20 protein-coding genes and 1 pseudogene are annotated in these 19,280 nt (G+C 44.2%); 12 read left to right on the top strand and 9 right to left on the bottom strand.

What is annotated here, in order from left to right; all coding sequences use genetic code 11:
• Positions 1–85 precede the first annotated feature (85 nt).
• Entirely contained in the window at positions 86–1,129 is a 1,044-nt protein-coding gene (locus F6K64_RS21340) for a hemolysin family protein (protein ID WP_008189254.1), read from the top strand.
• A gap of 184 nt (positions 1,130–1,313) precedes the next feature.
• Here the strand turns inward: F6K64_RS21340 and F6K64_RS21345 are convergent, their stop codons facing one another.
• Positions 1,314–1,592 (bottom strand): hypothetical protein, encoded by a 279-nt coding sequence (locus tag F6K64_RS21345; protein WP_008189253.1) that lies wholly within the window; start codon positions 1,590–1,592, stop codon positions 1,314–1,316.
• Between the two features lie 286 nt (positions 1,593–1,878).
• Between F6K64_RS21345 and F6K64_RS21350 the strand changes: the two genes are divergently transcribed.
• Positions 1,879–2,124, top strand: coding sequence for a hypothetical protein (locus F6K64_RS21350; protein ID WP_131826919.1), 246 nt, complete (start codon positions 1,879–1,881; stop codon positions 2,122–2,124).
• A 301-nt stretch (positions 2,125–2,425) separates the two neighbouring features.
• Here the strand turns inward: F6K64_RS21350 and F6K64_RS21355 are convergent, their stop codons facing one another.
• A complete protein-coding gene (locus tag F6K64_RS21355) occupies positions 2,426–2,608 on the bottom strand; it encodes a hypothetical protein (protein WP_131826918.1) in 183 nt (60 codons plus the stop codon).
• A 569-nt stretch (positions 2,609–3,177) separates the two neighbouring features.
• Positions 3,178–4,089, bottom strand: coding sequence for an MBL fold metallo-hydrolase (locus tag F6K64_RS21360; protein ID WP_008189251.1), 912 nt, complete (start codon positions 4,087–4,089; stop codon positions 3,178–3,180).
• Positions 4,090–4,826: 737 nt separating this feature from the next.
• Between F6K64_RS21360 and F6K64_RS21365 the strand changes: the two genes are divergently transcribed.
• Positions 4,827–4,985: a hypothetical protein gene (locus F6K64_RS21365; protein WP_287266262.1), complete on the top strand. Its 159-nt coding sequence runs from the start codon at positions 4,827–4,829 to the stop codon at positions 4,983–4,985.
• A 143-nt stretch (positions 4,986–5,128) separates the two neighbouring features.
• Here F6K64_RS21365 and F6K64_RS21370 read toward each other — a convergent pair whose 3' ends face one another.
• A complete protein-coding gene (locus tag F6K64_RS21370; RefSeq protein WP_008189248.1) occupies positions 5,129–5,641 on the bottom strand; it encodes an inorganic diphosphatase in 513 nt (170 codons plus the stop codon).
• Between the two features lie 486 nt (positions 5,642–6,127).
• Between F6K64_RS21370 and alr the strand changes: the two genes are divergently transcribed.
• From alr to F6K64_RS21390, 5 genes and pseudogenes are all read left to right on the top strand, one after another.
• Positions 6,128–7,354 (top strand): alanine racemase, encoded by a 1,227-nt coding sequence (gene alr / locus F6K64_RS21375; RefSeq protein WP_008189245.1) that lies wholly within the window; start codon positions 6,128–6,130, stop codon positions 7,352–7,354.
• A gap of 55 nt (positions 7,355–7,409) precedes the next feature.
• Positions 7,410–7,511: pseudogene (locus F6K64_RS38315) on the top strand (hypothetical protein); the annotation flags it as partial.
• Between the two features lie 322 nt (positions 7,512–7,833).
• Positions 7,834–8,664 (top strand): 30S ribosomal protein S2, encoded by an 831-nt coding sequence (gene rpsB, locus F6K64_RS21380; RefSeq protein ID WP_071103950.1) that lies wholly within the window; start codon positions 7,834–7,836, stop codon positions 8,662–8,664.
• A 158-nt stretch (positions 8,665–8,822) separates the two neighbouring features.
• The gene (gene tsf / locus F6K64_RS21385; RefSeq protein WP_071103951.1) at positions 8,823–9,476 is read left to right on the top strand and encodes a translation elongation factor Ts; all 654 of its coding nucleotides are present in this window, start codon (positions 8,823–8,825) and stop codon (positions 9,474–9,476) included.
• 14 nt (positions 9,477–9,490) lie between these two features.
• The gene (locus tag F6K64_RS21390) at positions 9,491–9,688 is read left to right on the top strand and encodes a hypothetical protein (protein WP_154659941.1); all 198 of its coding nucleotides are present in this window, start codon (positions 9,491–9,493) and stop codon (positions 9,686–9,688) included.
• Positions 9,689–10,098: 410 nt separating this feature from the next.
• Here F6K64_RS21390 and F6K64_RS21395 read toward each other — a convergent pair whose 3' ends face one another.
• The 4 genes from F6K64_RS21395 to F6K64_RS21410 form a co-directional block, all read right to left on the bottom strand.
• Positions 10,099–10,929 carry an Rpn family recombination-promoting nuclease/putative transposase gene (locus tag F6K64_RS21395; RefSeq protein WP_287266266.1) on the bottom strand — a complete coding sequence of 277 codons (831 nt, stop codon included), beginning with the start codon at positions 10,927–10,929 and terminating at the stop codon, positions 10,099–10,101.
• Positions 10,930–11,280: 351 nt separating this feature from the next.
• Positions 11,281–12,171, bottom strand: a complete 891-nt coding sequence (locus F6K64_RS21400; protein ID WP_287251494.1) for an Rpn family recombination-promoting nuclease/putative transposase — start codon at positions 12,169–12,171, stop codon at positions 11,281–11,283.
• A 618-nt stretch (positions 12,172–12,789) separates the two neighbouring features.
• Positions 12,790–12,981, bottom strand: coding sequence for a hypothetical protein (locus tag F6K64_RS21405; RefSeq protein ID WP_008189231.1), 192 nt, complete (start codon positions 12,979–12,981; stop codon positions 12,790–12,792).
• Between the two features lie 4 nt (positions 12,982–12,985).
• On the bottom strand, positions 12,986–13,402 hold the full coding sequence (locus F6K64_RS21410; RefSeq protein WP_008189230.1) for a hypothetical protein: 417 nt from the start codon (positions 13,400–13,402) through the stop codon (positions 12,986–12,988).
• Between the two features lie 462 nt (positions 13,403–13,864).
• On the opposite strand from F6K64_RS21410, the gene F6K64_RS21415 reads away from it, so the two are divergent.
• The 4 genes from F6K64_RS21415 to F6K64_RS21430 are packed head-to-tail and all read left to right on the top strand — an operon-like array spanning position 13,865 to position 14,608.
• Positions 13,865–14,095: a ParB N-terminal domain-containing protein gene (locus F6K64_RS21415; RefSeq protein ID WP_287266267.1), complete on the top strand. Its 231-nt coding sequence runs from the start codon at positions 13,865–13,867 to the stop codon at positions 14,093–14,095.
• Positions 14,096–14,101: 6 nt separating this feature from the next.
• Entirely contained in the window at positions 14,102–14,278 is a 177-nt protein-coding gene (locus F6K64_RS21420) for a hypothetical protein (protein ID WP_287266268.1), read from the top strand.
• A 38-nt stretch (positions 14,279–14,316) separates the two neighbouring features.
• A complete protein-coding gene (locus tag F6K64_RS21425) occupies positions 14,317–14,445 on the top strand; it encodes a hypothetical protein (protein WP_287266270.1) in 129 nt (42 codons plus the stop codon).
• Positions 14,423–14,608, top strand: a complete 186-nt coding sequence (locus F6K64_RS21430) for a DUF4351 domain-containing protein (protein WP_287266271.1) — start codon at positions 14,423–14,425, stop codon at positions 14,606–14,608. The genes F6K64_RS21425 and F6K64_RS21430 overlap by 23 nt, the downstream gene beginning before the upstream one ends.
• A 114-nt stretch (positions 14,609–14,722) precedes the next feature.
• On the opposite strand, the gene F6K64_RS21435 is transcribed toward F6K64_RS21430, so the two are convergent.
• Positions 14,723–19,168, bottom strand: coding sequence for an nSTAND1 domain-containing NTPase (locus F6K64_RS21435; RefSeq protein WP_287266272.1), 4,446 nt, complete (start codon positions 19,166–19,168; stop codon positions 14,723–14,725).
• Between the last annotated feature and the right edge of the window lie 112 nt (positions 19,169–19,280).

Below are 19,280 nucleotides of genomic sequence, written 5' to 3' on the forward strand. Positions count from 1 at the left end.
TCTACCTTTCCTGGTTCCGACCTGGTTTGGCAAGACAGCTCGTTGAAGTAAGAATCCCCGTCCTTATAGGACGGGGATTGTCAACATGTTTGAAGTCATTATCGCAGTACTTATTGTTCTGTTGGGTTCAGCCATCTGTGCTATGGCAGAAACGGCTTTGTTTTCAGTGCCTATCGTTAAAGTCCGACAGTTAGCGCAGTCAAACAAGCCTACACCGTTAGCACTACTGGCGATTCGCAAAAACATGAACCGGCCCATAGCTACCATTGTTATTCTCAACAACACCTTCAACATTGTTGGCAGCATCGTAATTGGTTCCCTTGCTGCTAGGGTCTTAGGAGAGGCTTGGTTGGGGGTTTTTTCAGGTCTATTTACCTTTCTCATTATTGTATTTGGGGAAATTGTCCCGAAAACCCTTGGTCAGATCTACGCCCAAAACATCGCCCTACTCGTGGCTCTACCAGTTCGGTTCTTAACCGTTGTGTTTACCCCTCTGGTGTGGTTGATGGAAAAAATTACTGCTCCGTTTACTAAAGGTCAAAAACTTCCTACCACCAATGAGGCGGAAATCCGGTTTTTAGCGAAGGTTGGGTATCAAGAAGGGGTGATTGAAGATGATGAAGCAGAAATGATCCAACGAGTATTTCAGTTAAATGATTTGACTGCATCTGATTTAATGACGCCGCGAATCCTAACCACCTATTTACATGGTAATACCACTTTGGCTGACGCTAAACCAAGCATTATTGCTTCGCCTCACACCCGGATGCCTGTGGTTGAAGACTCTATTGATAAAGTTATTGGAATTGCTCTCAAAGATGAGTTACTCACAGCAATCATTGAAGAAAAACATAACCAACCCCTTGCTTCTCTGATTCGTAAAGTCCGCTTTGTCCCTGAAACTGTTCGGGCTGATAAGCTACTGAAAACCTTTCAGCAAACCCGTGAACATCTGATGGTTGTACTGGATGAATATGGGGGTGTTTCTGGTGTAGTCACCCTGGAGGATGTACTGGAGGTGCTAACCGGTGAAATTGTTGATGAGACCGATCGAAACATTGATCTACAAGCAATTGCTCGTAAACGGCGAGAAAAAATGTTGCAATCTTATGGTCTTGATCAGGATTAGTTTTCGGAAAAGAATAAAGAGATAATTTTTATTTGAGATGTAAACAGATGATTGATAAAAAAAGCGATGCATTGCTGCTATCCTTTTCCTGTTCCCAGATCCGCTGTTCCCAGATCCGCTGTTCCCAGATCCGCTGTTCCCAGATCCGCTGTTCCCTTTAAACCAAGCTATATAAATTAAAAAACTAGATTTTTTGACATATTTGATAAGCTTTTTCTTCTGATTCTTCAAGAATTTGAAGTTGTGAGTATAGCTTTTCAATTGTCTCTTGATCGGGACTTTCTAGCGTCAAATTAAAAACTATACTATTGAATTTATTTTGGGCTGTTTTGACAACTTCTTCAGCTTTCCTACAAGATGGATTTCTGAATAGTTGATCAAGTTGAGGAAAACACCCACTTAAGCAAAACGTTAGTATAAAGATTATTATTCTCTTAGCTTGGGCAATAGTAGCAAATTTCATCAGACAAGGGTGTACCTTAAGTTAAGTCTAATACCCACTACTTAAGGAAATCTAGAGTTTCAGGAAATTTCATCAAAACCTTGGCCGTGGGCCACCCTTCGCGAATGAACGATTCCACAACTCAAGTACCTAGGATTTCAAGTCTTTTCTAGAGCATCACTTCAGTCAACAGAGTCTTCTGTTGGTTACTAATATACAGATCCACTATACAGATCCATGCTTGTGCGCCTTTACTGAGTGATCAGTATCGACCTCAGTTTTTAGTTATCTTCCCACTGGCACAAGCTTGAGATCATCTCTGCCATTAAGCGATCGCTTATGTCAATTTGCTCTAAATCCCCTTGACCAATTCCACATCACCTTGAATTATTACGAATCTGGATTTCTGTCCGATCGGATAGCCTTTAGGACACTATTTTTGGGCTTATCCGGTGAAATTGAGGCAAAAATCAGCCAAAAGGGCAATATACTCTATATCGGACAGGTAATATCCCACAGGTATTTAGCCCATTGGTATCAGCCATTTGGCTGATTTTTGCTATGAGGGGTCACACCCCTCACCATTTGTGATAAATTTTAATTAGTAGATGCACCCTGATGATCGAGAGAGTCAAAAACGTGGCTCTCTTTTTTTTTGGGCATAGGGATTGCCTCAGACGAGGAGCGTTTTCCCCAATCACTTGCCCCAAGCCAGCTGATCAAGCTGATCAAATAGACATTTTTAATGCTTTAATATCATGATTGAGAACTATTGCGAAATATATTTACCTGACAGGACGACTATTGAACTGTAGCGCTATATATTAAAGGATTGGGCTAATCTAATAGAAAACTTAATTAGAGGGATTTCCAGTAACCGACAACCACCAGGGTGAACCATTGGGTTCAGGATCAGTACCCCGAAAGCGAGTAATAACCAACAGCATTCCCCAGAGTGCGATCGCGCATCGCCAGTGGGATAAATGCGATGCTCTCGAAGAGCCGCTACGGGAACACACTCTGGGGAATATCAACACTACGTGACATCTCCCGACGCTGCCCTAACGGGACAGGGCGGGCTTCTTACCAACTCCAGCTACTGCTTTTGGATACAAGGCCGTAGGCCACGCTACGCGAACGATAAGCTTTATTAACGACACGGTCAGAAGTTACCCCAGCGAGCAATCCCTCGCTGGGGCAGCCTTTATGGTTAGTCGGCTATGGGTAAAGGGTTAAAACTTTATGATTAAGGCAAGAGACGAAACCTTAGATCAGGTCGCCTTTATAACAATAGTTTTAAACCTTTTCTGCATAACCTACAACCCAAAAAGGCGACCTGATCTTACGGTAACTTCAAACCCTATTCTAAGGTTTCGTCTCCGGGATGCCCCGACCCGCCGGAACAATACAAAAAGTTATATTTTTATTTGGTAGGTGGCGGTTAGCTCTTTATTTATCTTCCCTACCATTTCTAGTATATCACATTGGTAAGCTTCGTTCCGGAGCTTACCCCGCGCTTCCCATACGACACTTAGCCAATGAAGGTAAAGTGCGGGGCTTCTCGCGGTTCAGCTAAAATTCCAGCACTATAGTCATACCTAATAACCTATACCCTTGAACAAACAGGCAAAACCATCCCCTCGCGAGCCAGTAAGTGATTACCATTGAAAGACTGGAGTTGCTTTTCTAGTTTGTCGAGATAATCATCATTATAGTCAGGATGATAACGAGACATAACTATGCGCTTAACACCTGCCACCTTTGCCGTTGCTATGCCAGTTTGCCAACGCTGATCTTGCCAAATCAAAGGTGAATAATTAGACAGATCATCTCCTGTGAGGGGAAAGGGAGCATCCAAAATTAGCAAATCTGCTTGACGGGATAGGTATCGTAGATTTTCATCAATGGCACCCCAACCATTGGAGTGAGTAGTGGCGTACACAACAGCATATCCTTGCCAGTTTACCCGATAGCCCATTGCTTGATGTGAGTCATTAAGAAGCACAGCCTCTACAGTTACATCATCTAGGGTTACTGTATGACCTGACCTCAGCCCGTGAAATTTCAGATCTGACTGCATGACCTGAAGGGGCACTGGAAAATTTGGAGCAATCATTTGCTGACCTAGACACTGTTCAATGGATGCCCCATCAGGTGCTGCTGCTCCATAGATATGAAAACAGTTACCAGGAATAAACGCAGGAGTAAAAAAGGGAAACCCTTGAATGCTGTCCCAATGGCTATGAGAAAAAAAAATGTGAGCTTCTATGGGCATTTGCTTAAGCCAATGATTTCCCAGCACCCGCAAACCACTGCCACCGTCAAAGATTAAGCGTTTTCTACCAACACGCATCTCTACACAAGATGTATTGCCACCATAGCGAATTGTATCTGTCCCAGGAGCCGAAATTTGACCCCTAACGCCCCAAAATCGGACGCTCAAGTCGCCTCCAGTGCCATTGTTTAGGCTGGGTTTAGCCTTATAGTTGCCTCGTGTGGGTGCTACTAGATTTTGCATCTTGAATCTGTGAATTACGTCAGCCTAAGTTATAAATTATTCCCATTGGTAGATTCCGACTAGAGGATACTCGGGTGAAAATGAGTAACCATCAGGGTTAACCACTACTTTCTGTTAAAGTGGGCGGATTTCATACATCAAATTGAATACATCAAGAGTAAATAGATGGGGGAAAGCAACCACAACAGCCCCAGTAATTTAGTCAGATCTCTAATTTGGAACCTTTCAGCCCCCCTAAACAAGTTAAGATACAGTTATGCTTTCTCTTAACTGTATCTTAAGTGTTGGTTAATTTTAACGGATTTAGGAACAAACAGTTTGTGACCTATGTCACAAACGCATCAAATTAATTCAATCAATTAGAATGGGAACTGGTAAATCATCGGTTATCCCTTGATCGGTCAGCTTTCATTTATCGGAAGTCAGCCCATTTCCTTATAGCTTAACCTCGACAGCTAAACCAAAAGCTCAGTGTATGCCCATCTCAAGTATAACTGCTCACCCCATCCCATCCTCACCTGATTATCTCCTCACCTAAAAAGGTAATATCTTTTAGCTTCATCCGCAATTCATCTCACATCTCAATGCTACGCCATGAGTGTGAGATGAATTGCGGACAGGATCGAAGACCGTGTATACTAAATCTAGTAGGGAAGACAAATGAAGAGCTAACCACCACCTACGTGCCTAAGAAAAAACTCAAACTCATTGTATGTTCCGGCGCGGAGGGGCATCCCGTGTCATTAATAAACCTTGCCGAACGCGCCCCGCGTGGCCTACGGCCTTGTATCCTAACTGTTGGGTGGAGTTGGCAAGAAGCCCACACTGAACTCAAAGAGTCAGTGTGGGAGTATGTCACCTTCTGTTGGGATCACTCCCTGACCCTACTTGATTAGGGTTGGGGTATTTTTTGTTATGCTTGCCCTTAAAACAGAGAATGGCTAATCGCTTTGCTAGCTTTCTAGCATCTAACCATTAGCCTAAGAAAAGAAACTCTAGTGGAACTCATCTCACCGATGAGTCCCTACTTGATCAGTCCCTACTGCTTATAGTTGTTGATTGACTCTTCCACCAAAGGCATTACCTGATCAAGATCTTTCCATCCTAAAATTTTAGTGACTTTTTTTTCCAGATTTTTGTATGTCCTGAAAAATTCAGCAATTTCATCCAACCGATGGGGCGCGATATCTTGGAGAGTTTTTACTTCAGCGTAGCGAGGATCCTTGTCAGGAACACACAGAATTTTTTCATCCCGATCACCTCCATCGATCATTTCCAGCATCCCGATTGGTCTAGCGGTAATCACACAACCAGGGAACGTAGGTTGATCCATTATCACCATACCATCAAGAGGATCACCATCATCTGCTAGAGTGTTAGGGACAAAGCCGTAGTCATAGGGGTAGTGTACCGATGCATAAAGTACCCGGTCAAGGGCAAAGGCTTCTAGATCCTTGTCAAACTCATACTTATTTTTACTACCTGCGGGAATTTCAATTAAAACGTTGATCAGACCTGGTTTAGGTTGAGCAGGAATCTTTGATAAATCCATGAACTATATGTTTCAAAAAAACAGCAGATGTGGGTTATCTCATCTTTAGTGCTTAAGACATCCTAATAGCTGCTTTAATACTTACCCAAACAAATCCCATAGTTCAGGATTTTTTAGGTAGGTAGAATAGCCAACCGATCAGATTATCCTGAGCAGGGTGCTAAGCTATCAGCTATCAGCTATCAGCTATCAGCTATCAGCTATCAGCCAAAGGCATGTGGCCACGCTAAGCGAACAGTTTATGCGCTACGCGCACCCTACTTGAGGTGCTTTTGAATAAAATAAGCTGACGGCTGACGGCTGACTGCTGTTCGCGTAGCGTGCGCGTAGCGCATATGCTTACGCAGGGTGCCGTTCAATGGCAGCTATATTGAACTACTAGCCCCGTGGAACATTGTGACATCTCACAGCAACTTTTCAAAGCGTCATTCGACCTATAGTGTGTAATGTGTGTGTAATGTGTGAGTGATTGAGGAGTGAAGTGCTATGGGAGAGCTTCAGCAGAGGATTGGTATAACACCATTACAGTCGGAATCTGTCACACAAATCCTACGGGATGATACTGACTGCCTAACTGACTCGTTTTATCCTGGATTACGCCAAAGAGCCTGGGCCGAAATTGATCAAGTTGCTCTTCATCACAATTTACGGCAAATACAGCAGCTTTGGCGCCATCCTACCCAACTAATGGCAGTGGTGAAAGCGGATGCTTATGGCCATGGTGCTCTAACCGTTGCCCGCACAGCGATAGAGGCTGGTGCTGGGGGGTTATGTGTTGCTACTGTCTCAGAGGGCATTCAACTCAGGCAAGGGGGAATTAAGGCCACTATACTCTTGTTGGGAGCGACTAATACCCCAGAACAAGTCAAAGCGATCGCTCACTGGCAATTGGAACCAACTCTGTGTAATCCTCAACAAGCGTTAGTGTTTTCGGAAACCTTGAGTGGTCTAAACCAAAGCCTGCCAGTGCATCTGAAACTAGATACAGGAATGTCTCGCTTGGGAATGCCTTGGCAAGATGCCATCGAGTTTGTACGCTTAGTCCAACAATTACCTAACTTGGAAATAGCTAGTGTCTATTCCCATCTAGCCACTGCTGATAGTCCTGACCCCACAGTGATGAGACAGCAGCATCAAAGGTTTAAAAACGCGATCGCACAATTGCAGGCTGGTGGCATAACTCCACCCCGATTACACTTGGCAAATTCCGCTGCCACCTTAACCGACTCAGCATTGCACTACGATTGGGTGCGTGTCGGATTAGCCGTCTATGGTCTCTACCCAGCAGAGCATCTTCAAAAGGTTATTCACCTCAAGCCAGTGATGCAGGTAAAAGCGCGGATTACCCAAATTAAAACTATTCCCCCTGGCACTGGTATCAGCTATGGCCATCAATTTATTTCAAATCGACAGATGCGTCTAGCAGTAGTCGGTATTGGCTATGCTGACGGTGTTCCCCGAAATCTCTCCAATCGCATCAATGTCATCATCCGAGGGCAGCAAGTTCCTCAGATTGGCGCAATTACAATGGATCAGCTCATGCTCGATGTTAGTGATATTCCTAATATACAAGTTGGGGAAATTGTTACCTTAATTGGACAGGATGGGGAAGAGCAAATCTCAGCAGATGACTGGGCTATGGCTTTAGGCACCATTTCCTGGGAAATTATTTGTGGTTTTAAGCACCGACTACCCCGTGTAGTAGTCGGGTAAGCATTCAGCGGTCAGCGGTCAGCGGTCAGCGGTCAGCGGTCAGCGGTCAGCCGTTAGCCGTCAGCCGTTAGCCGTCAGCGGTCAGCGGTCAGCGGTCAGCGGTCAGCGGTCAGCGGTCAGCGGTCAGCGGTCAGCGGTCAGCCGTTGGCCACGCTAAGGGAACAGCCGTCAGCTTATTTTATTCAAAAGCACCTCAAGTACCCTGGCCTACGGCCAATGGCTGATCGCTGTTCGGTGTAGCGTGCGCGTAGCGCGTAAGCTGATAGCTGATCGCTGATCGCTGATCGCTGATCGCTTACCAATTAACAATTTTAATGTTATTAAAATAAAATTTATCCATCTAATCCCTTTGCCATATGGGATTCAGAATGTGTTACCCTAAAAGGGTTTTGTAAACATCGCACATCCAGGGTTTCGGGTGTTTCTAAAGGGAAATCCACCTGGATGGAGGTTAAACCCGAATTAGGAGTTAAAAAATTATGCCTGTAGTTTCTTTAGCTGAAATGCTAGAGTCAGGGGTTCACTTTGGTCACCAGACTCGCCGATGGAACCCCAAGATGGATCCTTACATTTACACTGCTCGTAATGGGGTCCACATCATTGACTTGGTACAGACAGCTCAGCTGATGGAGGACGCTTATCACTATATCCGCACCTCATCAGAGCAGGGCAAAAGATTTCTGTTTGTGGGTACTAAGCGACAAGCGGCTGGAATTATTGCCCAAGAGGCAAGCCGTTGTGGTGCCTACTATGTCAACCAGCGCTGGCTAGGTGGTATGCTCACCAACTGGGAAACAATTAAGACCAGGGTGGAGCGACTGAAAGATTTAGAGCGTCGGGAAACCAGTGGTGCCCTTGACTTACTGCCAAAAAAAGAAGGCTCCATGCTGCGTCGGGAACTAGGCAAGCTTCAGAAGTATCTAGGTGGCATCAAAATGATGCGTAAGGTTCCCGACATAGTTATCATCATAGACCAAAAGCGTGAGTACAACGCTATTTTGGAATGTGAAAAGCTAAGTCTACCGATAGTATCACTATTAGATACAAACTGCGACCCTGATTTAGCCGATATTCCGATTCCAGCTAATGACGATGCGATCCGGTCGATTAAGCTAATCATAGGTAAACTCGCTGATGCCATTTACGAAGGCCGTCATGGTGAGCTAGACACCGCAGAGGAATATGAATACGAAGAATTTGAAGAGGGATTAGATGAGTTCCCAGACGAGGAGGAAATTCAAGAGACTGAACAAAGTGAGGAAATTGAATCCGTAGATCAAGGAGATAACCAGGATACTGAGCAAGAATAGTTAGTTGTCTTCGAGCTTGAAGCCCTACGCTGAATTTACCCTTTGATAAAAATCAACTAGTTTTCAGCGTGGGCTGGGAAGCCCATACTCACGGATCGAGTAGTGTGGGAAGATATCACGGTGTAATCAGTTTCACTAACAGTAGGAACAAAAACAACATGGCAATTTCAGCACAACTTGTCAAAGAGCTACGGGAAAAAACCGGCGCTGGCATGATGGATTGCAAAAAAGCTCTCGTAGAAAGCGACGGAGACATGACCAAAGCGATGGAATGGCTGCGGAAAAAAGGCATTACCTCAGCTGAGAAAAAATCCGGTCGTGTGGCAGCAGAAGGAATTATCGGCAGCTACATCCACACTGGTGGTCGAGTCGGTGTACTCGTAGAAATTAACTGCGAGACCGATTTTGTTGCCCGCCGCGACGAGTTCCAAGCCCTAGTCAAGAACGTCGCCATGCAAGTGGCAGCTTGCCCTAACGTTGAATACGTGAAGGTCGATGACATCCCTCAAGAGATTGTTCAAAAAGAAAAAGACATTGAAATGGGTAGGGATGACCTAGGCAAAAAGCCAGAAAATATCAAAGAGAAAATTGTTCAGGGTAGGATTGAAAAACGCCTTAAAGAACTCTCCTTGATGGATCAACCTTACATTCGTGATCAAAGCATCACAGTGGAAGAATTAGTCAAGCAATGTGTTGCCCAGTTGGGTGAAAACATCCAAGTGCGTCGCTTCACTCGCTACGTTTTGGGTGAAGGTATTGAAAAGGAAGAAAGCAACTTTGCTGAAGAAGTTGCTGCCCAGATGGGTTCTTAAACCGAAGCTTACCTTTGAGCTTCATCCTTGAGCTTGATCAACACGCTTCAGTGAATCTGGGAGTAAGCATTCAGCTATCAGCCGTCAGCCGTCAGCCGTCAGCCGTCAGTCGTCAGCCGTCAGCCGTCAGCTTATTTTATTCAAAAGCACATCAAGTAGCGATGCAGCGCGGTCTTGGGGAGGCAGTGCGGTCTTGGGGGTTCCCCCCATGAGCAACTGCCGTGGTTTCCCCCACTCGCGCTTTGCATCAAGACAGCGTGGCACAGGCTTCGACGCTGTGACCCATAAGCTGATAGCTGATAGCTGATAGCTAATAGCTGATAGCTGATAGCTAATAGCTGATAGCTGAATGCTCACATCTGGGAGATAGGGAAGATCAGCTAGTTTAGCAGGAGCCTCACACCAAATCAAAGATTATGGTGTGAGAGGAATGCGCGGTTCCACCAGGGGGTTAAATGCCCCCGTATGGAACCAATCACAACGCTTTCACAGGCAAGTCGTCAGATGGCCCTGATCGCTCCAAGGGCAGACTTGACCTAACCAGGTGTTCAAGGCATTGTAAAGTTGGGAGTTTTTTTCACAGCATTTCTAGAGTATGAGTGGTATCAACTCCATGTGAGCATTATTGGTCTAACTGTGACAACCAGCTCAACAAATCTTCCCAACTTTTTAACTCAAAAATAATATCTGTTAACCCTTCCAAATTTGACAAAGACAAACCTTGAACTACATTGTTTATTTCCTCGGTCTTTTCTGGGAATCGTTTTTTCAGCAGACGCATCACCAAAATCTGTGCCTCAGTGATGCGACCTTCAGCATTCACTTCCTGATAAAATCTGGTCTGTTTCCATTCAGTAAGTCCAAACATCGCTTCTAATTCCCTCCAAGGACGTTCAGGAAATTTATAGACTAAGGCTTGTTCTATTAATTCTATCGCATTTCTTTGCTGTGCTACTGGTAGAGCCCTCGCACATCTTTCTAGTTGTCGTACTCTGTGTTGGACATTGGCTTGAGGTTCTACTACCAGCCGTACCAGTCCCAATCCGATTGAGTCTGAGGTGTCTGGAGTTTCATCAAGGTAAATTGAGCGCAGATATCCTGTTTGGACTTCGCCATCGTAACATCTGGGAATCCCTGTATCCAAGCTGCGCTTAGCCCAAAATACTACCGCTTGCCAGCCATGTCGCCAACGATTTTGTCCTAAGTAGACAAACACTTCTTGCATCAGGCGGTAGTACAAGTCTTCATCTTTCTGAAATTGGACTTCTACGAAATAAATAGGGTCGCCATCTCGTTTGGGGAGAAATACGCCGTCGGTGCGTTTGGCAAGTTCTTTGAGTTCGACGGCCTTAAAATTATAGTTTTGTGCTAGTTGAGAGTTTTCTTCCAGGAGTTCAAAGAAAGTACCAGGGAGGGTTTGGAAGACTTTATAAAATAGGCTGTCAGTGCGCATTAGTCTGCATTGCGAGGAACTGGCATTTGGGTTATCTGGCCAATATTATCATCGGTTGGTGTTATTTTTTGATATTATTTTTTTATAATGACAAAGGTGTACGCCCATATATAAAGTGCTCTTCTGATATCGAGTCCGCCTCAGCAGTTGAACTATCAGTAAGTCTTGGGGAGTAATTTGGTGGGCAAAGGGAAAAGGGGGTATTTGATGAATCTATTGGTAAAGTTTCCCCTTGCCCACCCTACGAGTTCTGCGATCGCTTGACCTAACCAGGTGTTCAAGGCATTGTAAAGTTGGGAGTTTTTTTCACAGCATTTCTACAGTATGAGTGGGATCAAATCCATGTGAGCATTATTGGTCTACCTGTGACAACCAGCTCAACAAATCTTCCCAACTATTCAACTCAAAAATAATATCTGTTAACCCTTCCAAATTTGACAAAGACAAACCTTGAACTACATTGTTTATTTCCTCGGTCATTTCTGGGAATCGTTTTTTCAGCAGACGCATGACCAAAATCTGTGCCTCAGTGATGCGACCTTCTTGATGACCTTCTTGGTGACCTTCTTGGTGACCTTCTTGGTGACCTTCTTGGTGACCTTCAGCCTTAACTTCCCGATAAAATCTGGTCTGTTTCCATTCTGTGAGTCCAAACATCGCTTCTAATTCCCTCCAAGGACGTTCAGGAAATTTATATACTAAGGCTTGTTCTATTAATTCTATCGCATTTCTTTGCTGTGCTACTGGTAGAGCCCTCGCACATCTTTCTAGTTGTCGTACTCTGTGTTGGACATTGGCTTGAGGTTCCACTACCAGCCGTACCAGTCCCAATCCGATTGAGTCTGAGGTGTCTGGAGTTTCATCAAGGTAAAGTGAGTGCAGATATCCTGTTTGGACTTCGCCATCGTAACATCTGGGAATCCCTGTATCCAAGCTGCGCTTAGCCCAAAATACTACCGCTTGCCAGCCATGTCGCCAACGATTTTGTCCTAAGTAGACAAACACTTCTTGCATCAGGCGGTAGTACAAGTCTTCATCTTTCTGAAATTGGACTTCTACGAAATAAATGGGGTCACCGTCCCGTTTGGGGAGAAATACGCCGTCGGTGCGTTTGGCGAGTTCTTTGAGTTCGATGGCCTTAAATGTATAGTTTTGTGCCAGTTGAGTGTTGTCTCCCAGGAGTTCAAAGAGAGTGCCAGGGAGGGTTTGGAAGATTTTATAAAATAGGCTGTCAGTGCGCATTAGTTTGCATTGCGATGAACTGGCATCTGAGCATCTGGGCTATCTGGCCAATATTATCATCGGTTGGTGTTATTTTTTGATATTATTTTTTTATAATCACAAAAGTGTACGCCCATATCTCACGGGGTGACAAGTGAATTAAAAAGTAGGTAGGTTGTGGGGTGTAGGGTATAGGGTGTAGGGAAAAAAGAAGAGCAACACCTTGTTAGTAGAGAAAATTGAATTGGGTAATGGATGATTGAATCAGGGAGAGTGAGGCTTGATGAAACCCACATAGCAGTGATATGTACCTTCATTTTAACCACACCCCACACCCGGTCACCCTACACCCAGTCTCCTTTTTAACTTTGTTGTCACCTCTAGAGACTTTATGCTCATCTTTCCGCTAGAAAAGATGGGGGATGCCAACCATTAATTGTCCATCGAAACCGTGCTTCTACAACGAGGGGATTATTCATTTTAAGCGTAATGACTGTTACTCGTCCCACAGGGGTTAGTCCTTGAATTTTTGTGAAATCCACATTCCATGAGAAATGTTCATCCCAATTCTGAGTGCGGGGATTAAATAAGTGAACAGTTTGACTAGTTAAAGGGTCGAGGGCAACAGTTGTATCCGATTTAAATTGGTTGCAGGTATAGCAGGCGAGGCAAACATTTGAAAATATGCTCTTTCCCCCAATAGAGCTGTGGTAAAATGTGATCGTAAGTTAAAGGAATACCACTATTTGCTTCACTAGTTTGGCAATAGCAACAATAACGGCGATCTTGGCGATCGATCTCATTCTTCAAAGATATTGGAATATAGGCCATGAGGTTACACAATACTTTGAGGAACTGGGTAACCGCGCCATTTCAGGAGAGCCGCTGCATGAGCTTTGCGTAGCATAAAACGATCTGCTGAAATCTTAAGCTGCTCAAGTTCAATCTGTTCTGCATCTGTTAAAGAACGCTCTTGATTTTGAGCTAACAACCAGTAGTGACGCTCCATTTCTTCCGGTGTTTTTTTACTCTGGGCAATCGGCCACAAAGCTTGGTCTTCCAACCTATCTAAGGCAGCTAGATCTGCTTGAAATTCTTCAGGTACATCAGACCAATTGGGGGGACTACCAATTTGTAAAGCATGGAGCATGACAGCTTCAAGAGAGCGTTCAGTTGCTTGGGCAGTGTTGACCAAGCGCTGATAGAGGAAGTCAGGAATTTGCAGAGTAATGGTTGTTGAAATAGAATTCATGACGGCATCTCCTCAAAGCGCAGTCCGTTAAGAGTCTATTGTAGCTCAGGGGGTAGGGTGTTAGGCAGGGTGTAGGGTTTAGGGTGTAGGGTGTAGGGTGTAGGGAAAAAAGACCGAGCTTCGCGAAAGTTGCTAGGGATGGTTGAATCGGCTAATGTACGATTAAATCAGGTAAATGTTGGTTAATGAAGCCTTTTCTAGCTAATTTGTGTACATGCCTATTTTCACCACACCCCATACCCCACACCCCACACCCTACACCCTCCATCCTTGTGGGATAGCCAGGGGATTGTCTGGTGTGGTGGCTATGTTTCCTACTCCAAAAAGGCCAGAAATATGGCAGTCATGTCATATAATCGAAATTTCTGATTATTCTTTGAGGAAGGACTAGCAGACGTTGACCCAGAGTTATTAATCAGACTCCCATTCAATGAACTGATCTATATCAACAACTCTGGAAATGTGGAACGATTGATCAAGGAATTGGATGGGTCGAATCCAGAAATAGTCCCTCTCTTAGTTGATCAATGGGGAATAATTATCGATGGCAATAGTCGCCATGCCGCAGTTGAAGCATTAAATGCAGGTTCAGATGGCAAAAAATTCCCAATAGTCCCAGTAGAGATTAGGAATTTTTGTGACAACCTAGAACGACTAAGGCAACTCAAGTTACGAAATAGCTATCTTGTCTAGACCAAGATGCAGCAATACATAGAAGTTCAACTGATGCTGCAAATTGAAAAACAGGAAGTTGAGCGGAAAAAGAAAAGAGGAGAATATACCGCGATCGCAAGACATGGCAGATCGATTGATCGAGTTGCAGCGACCGTTGGTTCTGGTAGAACTACTTTACAAATTGGCTTCATTGTGGTTTAGGCTATTCAAAAAGAGGAGAATGCTGATCTTGCCAAAAAGTGGTCAAAACTTCTGGAGGCACTGATAAGATCGCCTATGACATCTTATCAGTGCCTCCAGAAGATCGTGAAGCTGTTATAGATCAGCTTTATAACCCAGAAGGAAATGCGATTGACCTTGGCCTTTAGGCCACGCTACGCGAATGGTCACGCTACGCGATCGCAGGTTCAAGCCTTATCCCTCCCTCAGCTTGAAGCTTTGGGGGAAGCGTTGTTGGGCTTTACGAAACCCGAGGATTTGGATGAATGGATGCGTTCACTATCTGTTGCTGATAGCAAATCGAACTCGTAGGCCAATCGCACTTTTGTCCCAACAGTTTTAAAAAGGCGATTGCAAATTATTAGACAATTAGAAAGATGAGCCAATTGCCAAAAACACAATCGTGGCTACCAAAACTTTTAGGAACTACTTGTTAACATTGTCGCAAAGATGGCGATCGCTTTTCTCAATATTGGGGTTATTCTCCAAATAGTCACGCACCCAATTGCAACCCCGCACCATCAGTTCATCGAAGGATTCAACCCGCCAAAACTTAGCGATGCCGTCGTTTCTGACCATAGCCAGTAGCTTACCATCAGGACTGAAGGTTAGGTCTTTGACCTGACCTCTGTGCTCTGCATTGAACTCTGCTACCTGCAACTTGCTCTCTAAGTCCCACAGCTTAACAATCCCGTCCAATCCTGCCGTAGCCATTAACTTGCCGTTAGGGCTAAAACTGATACTAACTACTCCGTATGGATATGCTGTTGTGAATTCCGCCACCTTTTTGCCAGACAAATCCCATAATTGGGCAGTACCACTACCACTAGTAGCCAGTAGGTTACCATCTGGGCTAAAAGTCATACTATATCCAGAACCTTTAAATTTAGCTAACTGCTTGCCCTCCCAGTTCCACAAATATACAGTACTATTTTCCACTAGACCTTGTTCTAAAGTGGCAAGTTTGTTGCCATTGGGACTAAGACTGACACTTTTAATATCACCTTTGAGATCTTCAAATTTAGCTAACTGCTTTCCCTCCCAATTCCACAAAATAGTATCGTCTTTGTCTTTGTTGGTTAGCAAGAAACTGCCATCGCGTAGTTGGGACTTTTTGGATTCGGTTTTAAGCAATGTTCTGTTTTTTACATCCCACAAGCGGATAATACTATCCTCTCCACTAACTGCCAATTGCTGACCATCGGGGCTAAAAATTACCCTCGAACTCCGCCTTTCTAGATTAGGTCCATTGAATTCTGCCAACTTCTTCCCTGACAAGTCCCACAAGCGGGCGTTTCCATCCTTTTCTGCGGTGGCAAATTTGCTGCCATCAGGGCTAAAACTGAAGCCGTCGAACGAGATTTCCTGCTGCCCATTGAATTGGGAAAACTCTTTGCCATTTAAATCCCACAAGCGGACAGTACCGTCGATTCCTGCGGTCACTAATTGCTTGCCATCAGAACTAAAAATCACACCAGATCCCCCGCCTTGATGTCCTTTGAATTCACCCAACTCATTGCCCCACAAGTCCCACAAGCGGGGAATATCATCTTCTCCTGAACCAGCTAGTAATCTGCCGTCGGGGCTAAAAATCACATCACCAAAAGCTCCTTTTAATTGCCCCACCTGATTGCCCAACAAGTCCCAAAATCTAACCGTACCGTATTCGGTACTGCCATAGGGTCCTGTGGTAGCAAGCCAAGTACCATCTGGACTAAAAATTACCTTTTCAACTAATACATTGCCTTTTAATTGCCCTATGTATTGACCTTTTAAGTCCCATAAGCTAACTTTGATACTTCCTTCATATTGATTACTATCAAAACTCCAATAACGGGTAGAGTTAACAGCAGCAAGCTTAGTACCATCGGGACTAAAAACTACATGAGTCACCCGATCTTGCCCTCCTTTAAATTCAGGTATCTGTTTGCCATTTGCATCCCATAAGCGGATACCTTCATCTCCAGCGATCGCAATTTTGCTGCCATCGGGGCTAAAGCTGACACTCCAGACATCACCACTACGTCCTTTGAATTCAGCTAATTGCTTTTTGCTCTTTAAGTCCCACAAGCGGAGAGTGAGTGGACTGTAATCGGATAGGCTGCCATCAGGACTAACCTTGTTACTAGCTATGATAAGTTTGCTGCGATTAGGGCTAAACTTGATGCTTTTGAGAGAGTGCTGAGGCTCCAGGAACTTAGCCATCAGTTCGCCTGACTTATCCCATAAACAAATGAGGTTGTCCCAGTAGCAGTCGAAACCATATTTTTCAAGATTTGCTAGTTTGCGACCATTGGTACTAAGACCGCTAATCATCTGTCCTTTATCTTGTTCGAGGCGATCACGCTCTCTAATTCCATAAACTGCCTTTTGCAGCGTTGCTCTTACTCGAGCTTCAAGCTTGCTGTCTGGCTTAAATAAGGATAAGTATCTTGGCCAATCTTTAAGAGATTTGCTTGCCCGTAAACTGTTAAGCAACGCATCTAACTCTTGGTTGAGCAGGTTTGCTTCTGCTGCTTCTCTATTAGCACTAATTTGACCTATCAGAACATCTCTCTGTCCAATCAAAGAAAATACTAAACCTGTACCTAACCCCAGCATAACTGCGATCGCAACACCCCAATTCCGACGAGTATTAAAGCTTTTTCGTCCAATACTGCGCTGCAAAAACTCAGCTTCTACTTGGTTAAGCCAATTATCATCGGATAAAGATACCTTTTTCAACAAATCAAGACGTGGGTTAGTATGCCAAAGAAACTTTGCCTTTTGCTGGCTTTTCCACTCCACCGCCGCAGGAGTCAACCGCCGTTGTAGAAGTAAATTTTCCTCATCTAAATGTTTCCACTCCAGCAACCTTTGCCAACCCCGCACCAAAGCATCATGGGCTGGTTCTACATAAAGATCACCATCAGCATCTTCTCCTTTCACCAATAACCGTGCATTGGTAAAACGCTCAATTACTTCCTTGACTAAACCATTTTTCTCTCCCGGATATTCTAATTCTGATAAAGGGACGCGCCTACGGGCTAACTCACCCCCAGTCAGGGCAACCATCCGCAGCATTACATGACGGATAACTTGGTCATAAGCGGGGTTTTTATTAACTAGCGCCTGATATTCTTCATCAGCCCTTTGAGTTAGCGATCGCATTACTCCCCCCAATTCCATATAATCGGCTTGAGTCAAGGCCCGATCAATAGTGATTCCTCTGTATTGTGCCTGCCGTTGTCGCCTTAAGTATTTCAGATACAGTTCGCTCAAGGCAAAAGAAAGCAAGGGCAATGCTCCCGGCATATCCGCCACTTCATCAATCAATTGTTCTACTAGTTCATGGGGCTGAAAATACATCACCCGTGCTTGAGCCGGTTTCTCAATGGCTTCCTTTAGTTCCCCTCGCGTCATCCCTGATACAATAAATCGTCCGTTGTGCCAACAATTTTTAAGCACAGTATTTCCCACGTTATAGTCTGTGGGGACAAACCTTAAGCCAGCATCCCTGACTTGGGCTTCAAAGTCAGACCGTAGGGTTAATATTACCCGTAATTTATCCCCATGAGCATTGATAGCTGTGAGTATCTGTTGGAAAAACTCCTTACGCTCATCTAAGTTTCGACAGAGTGTAATAATTTCTTCGCTTTGGTCAATAAACAGTAATAACTTAGAATTGGGGTTATTTTTTGCCCAAACATCAATGCTCATTGCCAGGTTATGCTCTGGGTTTTGTGGCTCAACATTAGGTAAGTTAGCATTACATAGCACATTATTTAACCCTTGCAAGGGCGTCTCACCAGGACGGATGGGTGGCAGAATACACCAAGTTTTATATTGCCGTAGGTTGGGAATTAATCCTCCCTTGACCAAGCTAGATTTACCAGAACCGGAAGCACCCAACACCACTGTTAAGGGATTAGCTTTGACAAAATTCTGTAACTTTTCTACTAGTAATGTTCTACCGAAAAACAGAGCACTGTGTTTCTCCTCAAAGGACTTTAAGCCCCGATAGGGATTTTGTGACTGATCTAAAGGTGGTGCTGGTGGTAAATTAAGTTCATGTCCGGGAGAAAGAAAGATATATTCTCCCTTATCATGCTTATTTAAACACCAAATTCCAGGGGTTTGTCGCTGACGGCATTTTCCTGTGGGAATTTCGACTCGATCCCGTAAATGTAAATATAATTCTGTGGCTGTAATTACCCCATCTCCAGCTGGTTTACCATTCGTAGCAGGAGGATAGATATCTGCTGCACCTTCGAGAGCGTCTAATAATGCACTAGCAAAAGGGGAATGATTACCGACTTGACCGCGTACGCTATCTAAATTAAAGTTATCTAAAGCCTTTTGGTCAGAAGCTGAGGACGTAATAATTTGCCAGGCTGGGTCACTAATAAAACGGTCGTATCGTTCTTGGTGAATTACTTCTGGCGATGTGAGTAAATCCCTAGTATTCGACCAACGGAAAGCACCAGCAAAACAGCAGTCTAGGATACCCAAGAAATGACGACAAGGTAATGAAATGAAAGCATCGTGTAACTTCGTCATGGGCAGATAACTATTAGTATCCCCCAGTTTGGCATCTTGAGGAATTAAGTAACCAGCCGGGCCATCATCCCCATTGAGTGCAACTCCATGACCAGCAAAGTAAAAGAATAAGCGGTCATTTTCAGTAACTTGTTCGGGTAAGGTATGAAATAAAAATTTGTGGAAGTTAGACAGAGTTGCCACTTCGTCTAAGCAGACCCAGACTTGGTAATCATGCTTGATGCGGAGAATTTTAACTAGTTTTTTGGCATCGTTGACGGCGGTATTCAGAGGAGAAATACCGTTGGTGTAGTTATTGATGCCGATAATAAAGGCGAAATTGCGGGAGAACATGTTATTATAAAAGCACTGATAAAGATAACTTTAATACTAGTGATTTGAAGCATCCAATTTTGGCAAATATATATTTTTATGTGGGCGGGATAATAACGCTCACACAGCTGAA

The organism is Moorena sp. SIO3A2, assembly GCF_010672265.1.
Lineage (GTDB): Bacteria > Cyanobacteriota > Cyanobacteriia > Cyanobacteriales > Coleofasciculaceae > Moorena > Moorena producens.